The organism is Paenibacillus sp. P46E (genome assembly GCF_001909095.1).
Lineage (GTDB): Bacteria > Bacillota > Bacilli > Paenibacillales > Paenibacillaceae > Paenibacillus_AQ > Paenibacillus_AQ helianthi.
The window spans coordinates 252,089-267,200 of the sequence record NZ_LVYZ01000001.1; the positions used below are offsets into that span (position 1 = coordinate 252,089).

The following is a 15,112-nucleotide window of genomic DNA, read 5'->3' on the forward strand; positions in this document are numbered from 1 at the left end:
AGGAGAGATATGGATGTTCTCAGGCAACTGCGGGGCTTTTATCGGGAGAAGCTGCACTATCTGATTCTGTCGATTGTTTGTTTGGCGGCCGCAACTGCAGTGGGGCTTATTACCCCCAACTTGTTAAGACGTTTGATTGATGATGTTATTGTGCCCATGAAGTTTACTGAGGTGCCCGTTCTTGCTCTAAGCGTATTGGCTGTCGTTTTTGTTAAGGCTTGTCTGCAGTTTGCGCATGGTTTTTTCGGAGGACGGCTGGGTAACTTTCTGGCTTACCGCCTGCGTAATGCCTGCTATGAGAAGCTGCAATTCCTGTCTTTCCGCTATTATGACACGGCGAAGACAGGTGACCTGATGTCCCGGCTGACCGGGGATCTTGAGGCCATCCGGCTGTTCATCGGCTTCGGATTTGCCCAACTGCTGAATGTGTTTTTTATGGTGCTGTTTGGATCCATTATGATGTTCACGATCAATTGGCAGCTAACCCTTGTCACACTGATCACTATGCCGTTTCTGGCTGCTGTCGCATTCCGATTCGAATCTAAGATTCACCCGGCCTTTCAGGAGATGCGGCTTGCGCTTAGCGCTCTTACAACGGCTGTCCAGGAGAATGTTACCGGTGTGCGGACGGTCAAGTCGTTCGCCAGAGAATCCTTCGAGGTAGAGAAGTTCTCACACCGTAATGAACGCTACAAGGATAATCAGATTTTTGCCGCGGAGCTGTGGAGCAAGTTTTTTCCGGTGATGGAGCTGTTGGCTTCGGTCAGCGTAGCGATATTGCTCGGAGTTGGCGGAACACTGGTCATTAAGGGACGGATGTCGCTTGGTGAGCTTGTAGCCTTTTTCAGCTTAATCTGGTATATTATCGGCCCGGTCTGGGGCCTTGGCTTCCATATCAACAACTATACGCAATCCAAAGCTTCGGGAGAACGTGTGCTTGAGGTGCTTAACCAGCCTATCGATGTAAAGGATAAAGATAATGCCCGAGAGCTTGTGGCAGCAGAGGTGAAGGGCGAAGTCGTCTTTGATCATGTGACATTTGCCTACGGCAACAAAATGCCTGCAGTCAAGGACATTCATTTCAGCGCCAAGCCAGGGGCGGTCATCGGGTTCCTCGGCGGTACCGGCTCCGGGAAATCAACCATTATCCAGCTGATGATGCGGGCTTATGATGTGAATAAAGGCAGCATAACCCTGGACGGTGTGGATATCCGTGAATACAATGTGCGCAGCCTGCGGTCACAGATTGCTACGGTGTTCCAGGAGACGTTCCTGTTCTCCTCCTCGATCCGCAACAATATTTCGTACGGCCTGAAGAATGTGAGCATGGAAGAGATCGTCCGTGCCGCACAATTAGCGAAGGCTCATGATTTTATTATGGAAATGCCGGACGGGTATGATACGGTGGTCGGCGAACGGGGGATGGGACTCTCAGGCGGTCAGAAGCAGCGTATTGCGATTGCCAGAGCCCTTCTGAAGAATCCGCGGATTCTAATCCTCGATGATGCCACCAGTGCCGTTGATATGGAGACCGAGCATGAGATCCAGGCCGGATTCCAGGAGGTTATGCGCGGACGGACCACCCTGATTATTGCCCACCGGATCTCCTCGCTGCGGCATGCCGATCAGATTATTGTCATGAATGAAGGTCATATGGTTCAGCAGGGTACCCATCACGAGCTGATTGAGGTTCCCGGTCCTTACCAGGACGTCTACCGGATTCAGTATGCTGATTATCTGGCCAGGGACAATGGAAGAGGGGCAGGTGATACGGCATGAAGCTGGAAGCTGACCAAGAGAAATCCGTAAAAATAAAGCAAGGTTCGGCCCAGGAGCAGACGCTTGACGAACGGTTCGTGTACAAGGATGATGACGTCATTGACAAGGCGTTCGACTGGAAGCAGTTCACCAGGCTGTTCAGCTATATGAAGCCATATGCCAGACAAATGCTGCCGCTCGTGTCGGTGATGATGATCCTCGGCACGATTACTAAGCTGACGGTCCCTTACCTGACGAGTATGGCTATCGATAAGGCGATTGCTCCGAAGTCGGGGAATCCCAGTCTGACTCTGCTGTACACCTTGACGGCTGCAGTAATTGTACTCTATCTGATTCAGTGGATCGCTGGGGTCTACCGGATCAAATACACGAATGTAATCGGACAGCGGGTCATATACGATTTGCGCTCAGACCTGTTCAGGCATATTCAAAAGCTTTCCTTCAACTTTTTTGATAAACGTCCGGCCGGTTCGGTGCTGGTTCGGGTCACCAATGATATCAACTCCCTGCAGGATCTGTTCACCAACGGGGTCGTCAATCTGATGATCGACAGTGTGCAATTGATCGGAATCATGGTGATTCTCCTGCTGATTAACTGGAAGCTGGGGCTTGCGGTGATGATCACTGTACCGGTTATGTTTTTTGTCTCCACCAAGCTGCGCCAGAAGATCCGGATTGCCTGGCAGGATGTGCGGATGAAGAACTCACGAATCAATTCCCATTTGAATGAGTCGATTCAAGGGATCAGAGTGACCCAGGCCTACACCCAGGAACAGGAGAACATGAACTATTTCGACGCCATGAATATGGATAGCCGGAAATCCTGGAACAAGGCGTCGGCGATGAACCAGGCGTTTGGACCGATTATTGAAATTACAGGCGGCTTCGGAACGATGATTCTCTTCTGGTTCGGGGCATACCTGATCCAGACCGGTGATCTTACCGTGGGCTTTCTAGTGGCATTCAGTACCTATGTCAGCAACTTCTGGGACCCGATCAACCGCCTGGGCCAGATGTATAACCAGTTGTTGGTGGCGATGGCTTCCTCGGAACGGATCTTTGAGTATCTGGATGAGCAGCCTGCCGTACAAGACCAACCAGGGGCAACACCGCTGCCGAAGATTCAGGGCGATATTCAATTTAATAAGGTAGTGTTTGAATATGAAAAAGGCCGGGCAGCCCTGAAAGGCATCGATCTCGATGTGAAGGCCGGCCAGTCGATTGCGCTTGTCGGTCATACAGGCTCAGGGAAAAGCACCATCATCAACCTGATCGGCCGGTTCTATGATATCAAGAGCGGACGCATTACCATCGACGGCAGGGATACACGTGACGTCACGCTGCAAAGTCTGCGCGAGCAGATCGGAATCGTGCTGCAGGATACGTTTATTTTCTCAGGGACAATCCGGGATAATATCCGCTTCGGGCGGCTCGATGCTACGGACCAGGAGGTTGAGGATGCAGCCAAGGCAGTGGACGCCCATGATTTCATCAGCAAGCTGCCCGGAGGCTACGAGACCGAGGTCGAGGAACGCGGCAGTGCGCTCTCCATGGGACAACGCCAGCTGTTGTCCTTCGCCCGTGCGCTGCTGGCCAATCCGCGGATATTGATCCTGGATGAGGCGACAGCAAGCATTGATACTGAGACGGAGATCAAGATTCAGGAGGCGCTGAAGATTCTGCTTCAGGGCCGGACGTCCTTCATCGTCGCCCACCGGCTGTCTACTATCCGGCATGCGGATAAGATTGTCGTACTGGATCACGGCGAGATCAAAGAAGAAGGTACCCATGCCGAGCTTACAGCACGTGATGGCATCTATAACGGTTTGATCGAAGCGCAGTTCCGCTTCCTGTAGCATATAACAGCAGCAGCCCTTTCCGGCACATTCAAGTGTGGAAGGGCTGTTTTATTTTGGCCGTTTGCCTGCTCTGCCGGTTACCCTGACTTCATACATTTGTGCACAGATCTCCTGCTGCCACTGGGTATCCTCAGTATCAGCGGCAAGCTTGGCTTCATTGTTCAGCCGTGCCATTTCCCAGCAGTACTTGGCGTTTGCCTGCAGGCAATGACGTTGCTCGGTTTCTTCCTCGTCTGTCAACGGGCGCTTGCGGCTTAAGGTGTACAGCTCTGCAAGTCGTTGATGAATGGCAAGCATTTATGCCTCCTTGTAAGTTTTGTTTGTGTTCATATCCTTGAACTACCTCGAACAAAACGGGGTTCGTAAGCATCTGCCTAGTTCGTGAGCATAAGCCTTACGTATTATCTGCTATCAGCTTCGCCATGGGACCAATGGTCCAAACCTGGGGGAGAGACCCCGGACATAAATTTTTCGTAAAATTAAATACAAAAACCTTGTAATCGCTTTTATTTATGCTACAATAACAGTAATACAGGATTGTGACCGGTAACGCGGGCAATGCCTAAGCTGATTCGAGTATCATTTAATTAATGATATTGGGATCAACTTAGGCTTTTTTTGTACAAACTATGTGACAGGAGGTGACTACAGATGATTATAGAGAAGGTGCTGAACAATAACGTGCTCCTGACGAAAAACCAGAAGGGCAAGGAAGTTATTGTGATGGGAAGAGGTATTTCCTTCAATAAAGTGGCAGGCGATTATGTGGATCCCGCCAAGGTCGATAAAATCTTCCTGCTTAACGAAAACGAATTCACGGCCCGGCTAACCGAACTGCTGAATGATATTCCAGTGGCTCATCTGGAGCTGGCGAGTGAAATCGTAACCTATGCCAATGGGATTCTGGGCACCGAGCTCAGCGATAATCTATATCTGACCTTGACGGATCACATCCACTTTGCTGTACAGCGTATGGAGAAGGGGATTTTCCTGAAAAATGCGATGTTGTTTGAAATCAAGCGGTTCTATAAAAAGGAATTCTCCATCGGAATGGACGCGCTGAAATTTATCGAGAAGGCGACCGGTTTTGCGTTAGGTGAGGATGAAGCGGGCTTCATAGCACTGCATCTGGTGAATGCGAAAATGGACGGAAATGAAATGAAGTCCACGATCAAAATGACGGAGATTGTCCAGAATATTCTCAACATCGTCACCTATCATTATAAGGTGGTGCTGGATGATAGCTCACTCAATTATTCGCGGTTCCTGACACATTTACAGTATTTTTCCATGCGGGTACTGAAGAAGGAAACCAGCACCAGTGGAGAGGACTTCTTGTACAATCAGGTCAAGCAGACGTATGTCAAAGCTTATGAATGCGCAAGCAAAATCAATGATTATGTGGAAAAAGCGTATGCTCAGAGTCTGAGCAAGGATGAATATGTCTATCTGACGATTCACATCCAGCGTGTCACGGAGCGCAACAGCCTGGAATAGGAACGGTATTACCAGGGGGATAAGGAACAGACAACTAAATACGATCATTGGACAGGGTGTTACTGGTAAAGCAGGCAAAACCTGAACTGATGGCAAAATAAGCGTGAATTTGACGTTTCCTTTTGCTGTGAGTTCAGGTTTTTCTTGTTTACAGAGGGATTAAAGATAACTGCTGGCACATCATAACCCTACTGTAACGACAACAATAGATATCCATTTTAATCTAAAAGGAGCAAACCATATGAGCAACAAGGACTTGTCCAAACAGATCATCGCACTTGTTGGCGGTGAATCCAATGTGAATTCGGTTTTCCACTGCGCCACACGGTTGAGATTCAAGCTGAAGGATAATGGGAAAGCAGATAAAGCAGCACTCGAAAAAACGCCAGGTGTAATCACAGTGGTCGAGAACAGCGGCCAGTTCCAGGTTGTCATCGGCAACAATGTCAGCCAGGTTTTTGATCAGATCATGAAGGAGACCTCCTTACAGGATGCGGAGAAAAACGGCAAAGATGATGATTCCTCCGAAAGTACAGGTGTTCTCGGCAAAGCAGTAGATATTATTTCAAGTATCTTTTCTCCTATACTCGGGGCACTTGCAGGTGCAGGGGTCCTCAAAGGATTGCTGGCGTTAATTCTGTCACTGAAGTGGATCAGCGCCACAAGTGGTACCTACCTGATTCTGAATGCGGCGTCGGACAGTGTGTTCTACTTCCTGCCGATATTCCTCGCGGTAACGGCGGCGCGCAAGTTTAAAGCCAATCAATTCGTATCCATCGCCATAGCCGGAGCATTGATCTACCCGTCGGTCATTACTGCTGTCGGCTCCACGGAATCGCTGAATTTTATAGGAATACCGATTGTACTGGTCAATTATTCCTCCAGCGTTATTCCGATCATTCTGGCGGTATGGGTACAATCCTATGTAGAGAAATGGTTTCGTTCATTTATCCATGAATCGGTCCGGAATATCCTGGTTCCGATGTTCGCACTACTGATTGTCATTCCTTTGACATTCCTGGCGTTTGGTCCGGTAGGCTCACTGATCAGTGAAGGACTCGCTTCCGGGTACACCTGGCTGTATAATCTCAGTCCGCTTGTCGCCGGGGCTATCGCCGGAGCGTTCTGGCAGGTGTTCGTTATCTTTGGTGTTCACTGGGGCTTTGTCCCGATTATGCTCAGCAACATCGCTACGCTTGGTTACGATACCATGCTGCCGATTCTGGCGGCGGCTGTACTCTCCCAGGCTGGTGCTGTATTCGGCGTGTTCCTGAAGTCCAAGAATACGCAGTTAAAAGCGTTAGCCGGATCATCTACACTGGCTGCTGTGTTCGGGATCACCGAGCCAACCATCTACGGAGTCACCCTGAAGCTTAAAAAGCCTTTCATCTACGCCTGTATCTCAGGGGCAATCGGGGGGGCAATTATCGCAGCGGGTGGTGCCAGAGCTATTGCGTTCTCCTTGCCGGGGCTGCTTGCGCTGCCAACGTATTTCGGTACAGGATTTGCCTGGGCGGCTATCGGGATTGTGGTGGCCTTTGTACTTGCCGTTATTCTGGTATTCGTGCTTGGGTTTGACGATCCAGAAGCAGCGGATAAGGAGAATACTTCCCGGCCGTTCGTGAACCAGGAAATGACACAAATCGATAAAGAGATGATCTTCAGTCCGCTTACGGGTGCGCTGTTGCCGCTGGAAAGTCTGCCTGACGAAGCCTTCGCCACAGGGGCAATGGGAAAAGGGATTGTGATAGAGCCGTCCTCGGGCGTATTGACTTCCCCTGTGAATGGGACTGTAACGACCGTATTCCCTACGGGTCATGCCATTGGTATCACCTCTGAAGGCGGTGCGGAGCTGTTAATCCATGTTGGGGTCAACACAGTCAAGCTGAAGGGTAAGCATTTCTATAAAAAGGTGCAGGAAGGTGACAAAGTCGAGCAAGGCCAGCTGCTGCTGGAGTTCGATGTGGATGCGATTCGCGCAGCCGGATTCGTGACGGCTACACCTGTGATTGTAACCAATTCTGCTAGTTATCTGGATGTCCTGAAGAATACGGGTACGGAAGCAAGAAACGGCGAGCTTTTGCTAACACTAATACACTAGAAGCCAGAGGTGGCAGCAAGCCACACTGGAGGAGAAGGAGCGTAACAGATGACTGCAATCCAAAAAGGATTTCCGGAAAACTTCTTATGGGGCGGTGCAACCGCCGCCAACCAGGTCGAGGGTGCATATGATGCAGACGGCAAAGGCTTGTCCAGTGCGGATATGGTCGCTTATGTGCCCAAGGCCGAGCGCAGCAATGATCATGCTATTGAAATTACATCCGAGCGGATCGATCAGATCCTGTCCGGGGAGTTCACCGCACGGTTTCCGAAGCGTGAAGGGGTGGATTTCTATCACCGGTACAAAGAGGATATTGCTCTATTTGCTGAAATGGGATTCAAGGTCTTCCGCCTGTCGATCAACTGGGCGCGGATCTTCCCGAATGGCGATGATGCGGAGCCGAATGAAGCCGGTTTGCAGTTCTATGACAATGTATTTAACGAGCTGCATAAATACGGCATCGAGCCCCTGGTAACACTGGCCCATTACGAGACGCCGCTGGGACTGACGCAGAAATATAACGGGTGGGCTTCACGGGAAGTCATCTCCTGCTATACCCGTTATGCGGAGACCGTATTCCGTCGCTACAAGGATAAGGTGAAATACTGGATCACCTTCAATGAGATCAATATGATGACTCTGAGCCCTTTTACCGGAGGCGGGGTTGTGATTGACCGGGCGGATAACAAGCTCCAGACGATCTATCAGGCACTTCATCACCAATTTGTGGCGAGCGCGCTGGCAACCAAGCTGGTGCATGAGATCATTCCCGGCTCACAAATGGGCTGCATGCTGGCACGGATGGAGAGTTACGCCAATACCTGTAACCCTGAGGATGTGCGGCTCAATCAGCACGAGAATCAGATGAACCTGTACTTTACGGATGTGCATGCCCGTGGCGAGTACCCCAAATATATGGAGCGTTACTTTGCAGAGAATCATGTGGTTCTTCTGAAAGAACCGGGTGACGACGAGATTCTGAAGCTTCACACCGTGGATTATGTGGCATTCAGTTACTATATGACGCTGACCGTTTCGGCCAGTCCGGAAGGCGAGCGGGCGCAAGGCAACCTGTTCGGCGGTGTGAAGAACCCGTATCTGAAGGCCTCCGAATGGGGCTGGCAGATTGACCCCATCGGGCTGCGGATCATGCTGAACACGATGTACGACCGTTACCAGAAACCTTTGTTTATTGTAGAAAATGGTCTGGGTGCATATGACAAGGTGGAAGCAGACGGCTCCATTCATGACACCTACCGGATCGACTACCTTCGCCAGCACATCGCACAGATGAAGGAAGCCGTCCTGGACGGCGTTGAATTGATCGGCTATACCAGCTGGGGACCCATTGACCTGGTGAGCATGTCCACCTCGGAGATGTCGAAGCGCTACGGGTTTATCTATGTGGATCTGGATGACGAAGGCAACGGAACCTTAAACCGTTCGAAGAAGGATTCTTTTCATTGGTACAAAAAAGTCATCGCCAGCAATGGTAAGGAACTGTAAGGTGGGGGCTGCAAGCGGCTGCGGCTGAGCTGGACCGGATATTGATTGGCCCGCCGCTGCGAGTTGAAGTTCTACGAGCCGAACCTGGGAACGTGCAGAAGACCAGCTCATAATAATAACAGGAGATTCCCATACCGTCCGGTGAGGGAGCCTCCTGTTTATGTTTTTATTCAGCAAATGATGATTGCCTTCTGTTACGGAGAGCCATTTATAAAACTGGGAATGAGTGAGTAGAGCTGAGAGTGTTTGGACCTGTGTGTTCTGCTGTGCAGAGGGATGACGGGCGCAGAAGGCAAACGTGTAGCGCGTAGGAGCTGCAGTTACGTGAAGTGGAATTCGTTCACTTCAATAGATGAAAAATCGTTATACCTAGGGTAAAGTGGGAAAAAGTAGACTTAATTGAAGCCAATTCACTCAAAACGATGGAAATCGGCCGAATTAGGTATCCTTTCTCCAACTATAACTTGCCGGGAAGCGGGAAGAAGTAATTTAGGTTCACTTTTTCCACCTGAGCTTACTGCGGGCCGGATAACTGAACACATACTCTGTAAAACCAGGACACAATTAGATTATTCCTGGTCCCAATGGACACTTCCAATGGGGCAGGCCAGTTACGCCAATAAAGATTTGAAGCTTCAGCCCTTGCACAACTAAGCAGGGAGCTTCAAGGCGGACCGATGCGCGGAACATTCCTTCCGTCCGCAACAGCCGCAGACTTCCACCAGGCTTCCGGTGCCAGAGGATGGACCCTTAGAGCCCTCCCTTAGCTAAGGGAGGGCTCGGGAGGGACCGGAAATCCGATTGCAAGGGGTCGCCCCCTATTCCATATAAATCTCTACCACCGTAATCTTGCGTTCGCGGGCCAGGTCCAGAAATTTGCCTCCGCTCTGCACGAGCGGACGAAAAACGTCGAGCGGATTGTTCATGATGATTACACCCATGTCCCCTGTGTTCAGGAGCACGTGTTTGCCAATGAAGTTGGGCATCAGATGCTGGATAAAGGCTTGTACCGGTTTCCCGTTCAGCTTACCGAAGCTGAGTGTGTTGATCTCACGAAGCACCGAAATCAGTTCCTGTTTAGACTGATATATCCGGTGAGAGGTCATGGCGCTGTAAATGTCGGCCACAGCAGCGATCTGGGAATAAGGGTGAATATCATCTTTGGTCAACTGATGAGGATACCCGCTACCGTCTTCACGCTCATGATGCTGAAGTGCCACAAGGGCGGTGATGGGGTCATCCATGGAATTGCGGATTATATCATAGCCGTAAATCGTATGTAGTTTGATTTCGTCAAATTCTGCCGCAGTCAGCTTGCCTGGTTTGTTCAGAATGTCTGGAGAAATCCGGCATTTGCCGATATCGATGAGATAGCCGGCCCGGCCGATTTCATAGCATTCCTTCTTCGAATATCCAAGCCATGTTGCTATATAATAAGAAAGCATGCCCACCTGCAACGAGTGGTTATAAGTATAATTGTCTTCACGGTCAAGCAGTAACAGTAAGGAAACCACATCCTTGTGTTTGTCCAAGGATTTCAGCGAAGGCTGAAGGACATCATCCACCACTGTCTGATTGAAGCTGCCCTTAGTTAACGCTTCCATATACACCGATTCAAAACCGTCAATCATGGTGTTGAAATTACTGGATACTGCCTCGATGACAGACGATCTGATGGAAGGAGCCGGATCTTCCTGAATGGATTCGATATCAACGTAATCTACTCCAAGCTGCATCAGTTTAGCGATCTCTTCTATTTGGAGTTGTGTTCCTTTGGGCAAAACATGCAGCCCTTTTGAGCTAAAGGTATCCATCCGGAGGGAATCCCCTGGTTTCAGATCCGTCACGTGTACTCTCAATGACTATGCCACCTTACTATAGCGATTTTTTCCAGCATAGCAACAAAATTAAGATTATTCAATAGGTGGAAAAGTTATTGATAAGCGGTTACAGAGTGCGGTAATTCATAGCATCAGAATCCGCTCCAAGCCACTGTTCTCCAGAGTCGCCAATGTCTTTTTTCCATACGGGTACTATAGCTTTCAGCTTCTCAATGGTATACCGGCTCGCCTCATAACAGGTATCACGGTGAGGGGCAGATACGGCAATCATCACGCTTGCTTCCTTAAGGCCTACAAGCCCGGTCCGGTGTGAAATGGCACAGCAGGCATCCCACTTCTCCTCGACCTCCCTGCCGATTTCCTGCAGCTTGGAGAGAGCCATAGGGACATATGCTTCATAGTACAATGCTGTTGTGCGCTGGGTGCCGGTCATTTCACGGGTTGTGCCGACGAAGAGCAGGGAGGCACCATGACCTGTATCCAGCACTTTATTCAGCAGAGCTTCTCCGTTAAGGGGCTGGCCTGTGATACTGAACCGTCCGTCCGGTGTTTCCAGGTCCTCATCTGCCGGTTCTCCTCCAGACACGGGAGGAATGAGTGCGACCTCGGAAGTTTCGGAAATGACAGAGTCCTCCGGCGCATACTCATGGTCAATGGCAACCAGAGACACTTTGATCTGCGGGGCGGCATCCGGATAGGAGGCAGAGAGCAGCTCCTTGAGTCTTCCGGCAGTAAGCGGAGCCTCATGGGAATGGAAGGTCAGCGACGAGGAGCCGATGATTTCGGCCAGACCAGCGAACAGACGAATAGTCACATGCATGTTTAATTCACCTCGGAATGTATGGGTTATTGGATTTTCAATAATGTTTCCAATATACCATATTGAGCCTGAAAATGTTATGCTAGGCTCTATAAGATTACAAACCTGCCGCTTATCATAAAACGGCTTCACAGGTGGGAGGAAAGAGAAGCATATGGAGCGAGCGTTGCAAAGGTTGACCCTAATTCACACCAATGATATACATAGCCACTTTGAAATGATGAGCCCTGTTGCTGCTGAAATAGCCAAACTTAGGGCAATAGCAGGGGACGAGCCTGTGCTGTTAATGGATATCGGCGATCATATGGACCGGTTCTCCGTAGAGACTGAGGGGACCATGGGACAGGCGAATATCGACATGATTAACCTGACTGGGTACGATGCCGTAACTATAGGCAATAATGAAGGTCTGACCTTCCCCCGGGAGATGCTATCTGTCCTGTATGCAGGCATCCAGTGCCCGGTGGTATGCTGCAACATTCTGGAGAGCTCTACCGGAGAGCCTCCCGGCTGGATGAAGCGCCATGCGATCCTGGAGAAGGACGGCACCAAGATAGGGGTTACTGGAGCTACCGCAGCTTTTGCCTCTTTTTATTCGCTGCTGGGCTGGGAGGCGCTGGACCCGGAGATAGCGCTTCGTGAACAATGTGAACTGCTGGCTCCGCAGGTAGATCTTCTGATTATTCTGTCCCATCTGGGGCTTCCGGCTGATAGGCGGCTGGCCGAGCAGCTGAAGGGGGTTCATGCCATTCTTGGCGGCCATACCCATCATATGCTGGAGACGCCGGAGATTATTAACGGAACTGCGGTCTGCGGTGCCGGTAAGTTCGGCCGTTATGTGGGACGGCTTATTTTTGAGCGGGCGTCTGCCAGTCATCCTTTTGAGCTCGCAAGTGGTCAATGTTTTCCCGTAGACCCGTCGCTTACTGAGGATGTGATACTTCCTGCGGCGGCGCTGCATCTGCAGCATGGGCGGGAGGTTCTTAACGAGACAGTAGCCATCACCGACCGCGAGCTTGCGCTGGATACGCAGGGAGAATCTCCTTTCGGCAACCTTCTGGCGCAGGCTGTAAGGCGCTATACAGGGGCACCGGTATCACTGGTCAACAGCGGGCAACTGCTTGAATCTCTGCCGGCGGGCAACATTACTGCAGGCATACTGCATGCACTGTGCCCCTCTCCAATAAATGCCTGCGTTGTTCAGCTTAAGGGTGAGGATATCCGCAGGGCTCTTGAGCAGAGCCTCACAGAAGAGTATCGGACCAAGGCGATTTTCGGCTACGGATTCCGGGGGGAGGTACTGGGAAGCCTTGCGGTGGATGGATTAAAAATCCTGTACGATCCAAGGGCCATGCCTTATGATAACGGTATTGCCGTTTTTGTTGCCGGGGAACCGCTGGATGAGAATGCTATATATTCAGTGGGAACACTGGATATGTTCACGTTTCGCACGGGTTATGAGAGCATTGCAAACGGAACAGAACCGTTGTACCTGTTGCCTCATTTCCTGAGGGATTTGCTGCGGATGGAACTGCAGCGTCCGGGAAGCCTTGAAGAAAGTGAGTCTCTCCGCTGGGAGAATAGGTCTGTATAGTTACTGACTTTACTATGTATGAGTATTAGGAACACTAACCGCATTAGGTTTCATTTTCTTATGATCAGGAGGATTATATGGATACTATTACAGCAATTATTCTGGCAATTGTAGAAGGAATAACAGAATTTATCCCGGTATCATCCACGGGACACATGATTTTAACAACCAAGCTGCTCGGATTTGATGAGCAGTCACCGATTATGAAGACGTATGAGATTGTCATTCAGCTCGGAGCCATATTGGCTATTGCGCTGGTGTACCGCCAGCGCATTTTGAGTCTGCTGGGCATCGGGCGCAACCGTTCAGGCAGAGGCGGAGTCATGCCGGCTTCCAGACTGAATCTGATCCATGTTCTTCTAGGGATTGTACCGGCCCTTGCGGTAGCCTTCTTAGCCCGTGATTTCATTAAAAGTCTCTTTGGAGCCCCCACTGTACTCTGGGCGCTTGTCGCCGGCGGGATTCTGATGATCGTCGCAGAATGGGTGAACCGGCGGAAGATCCGGATCACGGCTCACGAGCTGGATGATTTATCTTACGGCCAGGCGCTGGCTATTGGTCTCTATCAGATTATCTCCGTGTTGTGGCCGGGATTTTCACGCTCCGGATCGACCATCTCGGGCGGTATGCTAAGCGGGGTCAGTTATAAGGCTTCAGCGGACTTTTCGTTCCTGATTGCAATCCCAATTATGTGTGCGGCATCAGGTTATGAGCTGCTCGATTCCTATCAATATTTTACGAAAGATACGATTATGGATTTCGCGATCGGGTTTGTGATTTCATTTGTGGTTGCATATGTGGTTGTGGTGGCGTTCATGAAAATGATCCAGAAGATCAGACCTACCCACTTTGCGATCTACCGCTTTATTCTGGCAGCTGTGTTCTGGCTGTTTATTATGCGTTAATTCACAAGCTCATGACTAATCGCTCAAGGTAACGGTATAACACAGAGGTCACCTGGGGATTTGAAACAGAATAGCAATTTACCGTTAAAGGCAGGAGTGAGCCAAGGTGCGTCTAGTATCCGTGAATCGGCTTCAGGCGGGAATGAAGCTGGGTAAAAAAATATATAATGATGAAGGGCTGGTTCTCCTTTCGGATGGAGTAGAGCTTACTGATGCACTAATCAAGCGTCTGGCCAAGATTGACATCGGCTATATCTATATAGAGGATTCCCTCACGGAAGATGTTGAGATTACCGGCATGCTGCAGGACGAGACACGCAATCAGGCGCTCAAGGTCGTCAGGAAACAGTTCCAGCAGATGTCAGGAGCATCCGGCATTACTAAAGGCTTTTATCATCTGGATAAGAAATTCTCCAAGGTGATGGATTCCATTCTGGATGATTTGGCTACGCAGGAAGATCCCATGATCATGCTCCTTGATATGCACACAGCCGACAACTACCTGTATGCCCACTCTCTGAATGTATGCCTGTATACACTGGTCCTTGGTATTGCTTACGGGTACAGCAGGGAAGAACTGCGGGTTATCGGACTGGGTGCACTGCTGCATGATATCGGCAAAACGCAAATTCCCGTCAAAATCGTGCAGAAGGCGGGCATGCTCAGCGACGAGGAGTTTCGGCACATGCAGGCTCATACGGAGATCGGCTACCGGATTCTCAAGGAAGAGCCGAATATCCCGCTGCTTGCAGCGCACTGCGCACTGCAGCACCATGAGCGCATTGACGGTTCGGGGTATCCCCGCGGGCTGACCGGTCCGCAAATACATGAATATGCTAAGTGGCTCGGCGTTGCAGACTCGTATGATGCGATGACCTCGAACAGGATCTACAAGAAAGCCATGCTGCCGCATCAGGCGGTAGAAGCGCTGTATGTAGGTTCAGGAACACTATATGAACAGAAGCAGCTCGAGCTGTTCAGAGACCGTGTGGCCATCTATCCGCTTGGATTAACCGTCAAGCTTAGCACGGGGGAGAGCGGTGTCGTAGTCAAAATTGACCCGTCAACGCCGCACAGACCGGTTGTGCGTGTGCTGAACGGACCTGAAGGCGAACCGGTCGTTCCGTTTGAGCTTAATTTAGGCAGCAAGCTTTCTGTAGTAATTGTGGATGTGACCGATGAAGACGGGGCTGTGGTGAGAACCACCTGA

The 15,112-nt window shown here is 50.3% G+C and carries 11 protein-coding genes; 8 read left to right on the plus strand and 3 right to left on the minus strand.

The window, feature by feature from the left end:
* Nucleotides 1–9: 9 nt before the first annotated feature.
* Together A3849_RS00990 and A3849_RS00995 are read left to right on the plus strand one after the other, a co-directional pair.
* A complete protein-coding gene (locus A3849_RS00990) occupies nt 10–1,779 on the plus strand; it encodes an ABC transporter ATP-binding protein (protein WP_074109746.1) in 1,770 nt (589 codons plus the stop codon).
* A complete protein-coding gene (locus A3849_RS00995) occupies nt 1,776–3,635 on the plus strand; it encodes an ABC transporter ATP-binding protein (protein WP_256700608.1) in 1,860 nt (619 codons plus the stop codon). The genes A3849_RS00990 and A3849_RS00995 overlap by 4 nt, the downstream gene beginning before the upstream one ends.
* 51 nt (nt 3,636–3,686) lie before the next feature.
* On the opposite strand, the gene A3849_RS01000 is transcribed toward A3849_RS00995, so the two are convergent.
* On the minus strand, nt 3,687–3,935 hold the full coding sequence (locus A3849_RS01000; protein ID WP_074109747.1) for a DUF7667 family protein: 249 nt from the start codon (nt 3,933–3,935) through the stop codon (nt 3,687–3,689).
* Nucleotides 3,936–4,289: 354 nt separating this feature from the next.
* Between A3849_RS01000 and licT the strand changes: the two genes are divergently transcribed.
* From licT to A3849_RS01015, 3 genes are all read left to right on the plus strand, one after another.
* Nucleotides 4,290–5,135: a BglG family transcription antiterminator LicT gene (licT, locus tag A3849_RS01005; RefSeq protein ID WP_074109748.1), complete on the plus strand. Its 846-nt coding sequence runs from the start codon at nt 4,290–4,292 to the stop codon at nt 5,133–5,135.
* A gap of 241 nt (nt 5,136–5,376) precedes the next feature.
* The gene (locus A3849_RS01010; protein WP_074109749.1) at nt 5,377–7,236 is read left to right on the plus strand and encodes a beta-glucoside-specific PTS transporter subunit IIABC; all 1,860 of its coding nucleotides are present in this window, start codon (nt 5,377–5,379) and stop codon (nt 7,234–7,236) included.
* 48 nt (nt 7,237–7,284) lie between these two features.
* Nucleotides 7,285–8,742, plus strand: coding sequence for a glycoside hydrolase family 1 protein (locus A3849_RS01015; protein ID WP_074109750.1), 1,458 nt, complete (start codon nt 7,285–7,287; stop codon nt 8,740–8,742).
* 818 nt (nt 8,743–9,560) lie between these two features.
* Here the strand turns inward: A3849_RS01015 and A3849_RS01020 are convergent.
* Entirely contained in the window at nt 9,561–10,601 is a 1,041-nt protein-coding gene (locus A3849_RS01020) for an HD-GYP domain-containing protein (RefSeq protein ID WP_074109751.1), read from the minus strand.
* Nucleotides 10,602–10,689: 88 nt separating this feature from the next.
* Nucleotides 10,690–11,403 carry a molybdenum cofactor biosynthesis protein gene (locus A3849_RS01025; RefSeq protein WP_074109752.1) on the minus strand — a complete coding sequence of 238 codons (714 nt, stop codon included), beginning with the start codon at nt 11,401–11,403 and terminating at the stop codon, nt 10,690–10,692.
* Between the two features lie 154 nt (nt 11,404–11,557).
* Here A3849_RS01025 and A3849_RS01030 point away from each other — a divergent pair, with 154 nt between their 5' ends.
* From A3849_RS01030 to A3849_RS01040, 3 genes are all read left to right on the plus strand, one after another.
* Nucleotides 11,558–12,997, plus strand: coding sequence for a bifunctional metallophosphatase/5'-nucleotidase (locus A3849_RS01030; RefSeq protein WP_074109753.1), 1,440 nt, complete (start codon nt 11,558–11,560; stop codon nt 12,995–12,997).
* 77 nt (nt 12,998–13,074) lie between these two features.
* Entirely contained in the window at nt 13,075–13,902 is an 828-nt protein-coding gene (locus A3849_RS01035; protein WP_074109754.1) for an undecaprenyl-diphosphate phosphatase, read from the plus strand.
* A 106-nt stretch (nt 13,903–14,008) separates the two neighbouring features.
* Entirely contained in the window at nt 14,009–15,112 is a 1,104-nt protein-coding gene (locus A3849_RS01040) for an HD-GYP domain-containing protein (RefSeq protein ID WP_074109755.1), read from the plus strand.